Annotated in this window: 1 protein-coding gene; it reads right to left on the bottom strand. The window is 43.4% G+C overall.

Annotated elements, in window-relative coordinates:
* Positions 1-320: helix-turn-helix domain-containing protein (locus AAEY68_RS20780; protein WP_350586795.1), on the bottom strand; the 320-nt coding region annotated here is incomplete at its 3' end.
* Positions 321-334 lie beyond the last annotated feature (14 nt).

Raw genomic sequence — 334 nt, 5'->3', positions numbered from 1 at the left:
ATCTTGTGCTTTGGAAAGCGTTGCAAGCGACCTTTAGTAAAAACATTCTTGAGCGCTAATTCCAGGTCGCGGGCAACTTGTTGAGCTGCCGCAGAATCGAATGCTTTGATCCAGTTAAACTCTTCGAACGTCTTGATATCTTTAAGTAGTGAGGCCATGTCTTTGTAAAACAAAAACGTTTTATCGTGCTCGTATCGACGCATGTTCTCAGACAACAATAAGTTCCAAATGCCACGCGCTGTCGCGCCAAACTCAACGAGTTTAGCTTCTTGCTCTGGCGTAGGATTTAGCCTGTAGTTGTATCTAAGCGTCTTTTTCATACACTGTATAGACT

Source organism: Pseudoalteromonas sp. RB2-MNA-CIBAN-0110, from assembly GCF_040309305.1.
GTDB lineage: Bacteria > Pseudomonadota > Gammaproteobacteria > Enterobacterales > Alteromonadaceae > Pseudoalteromonas > Pseudoalteromonas arctica.
Note: the sequence above shows the minus strand (reverse complement) of the source record. Positions and strands in the feature narration are given on the sequence as shown.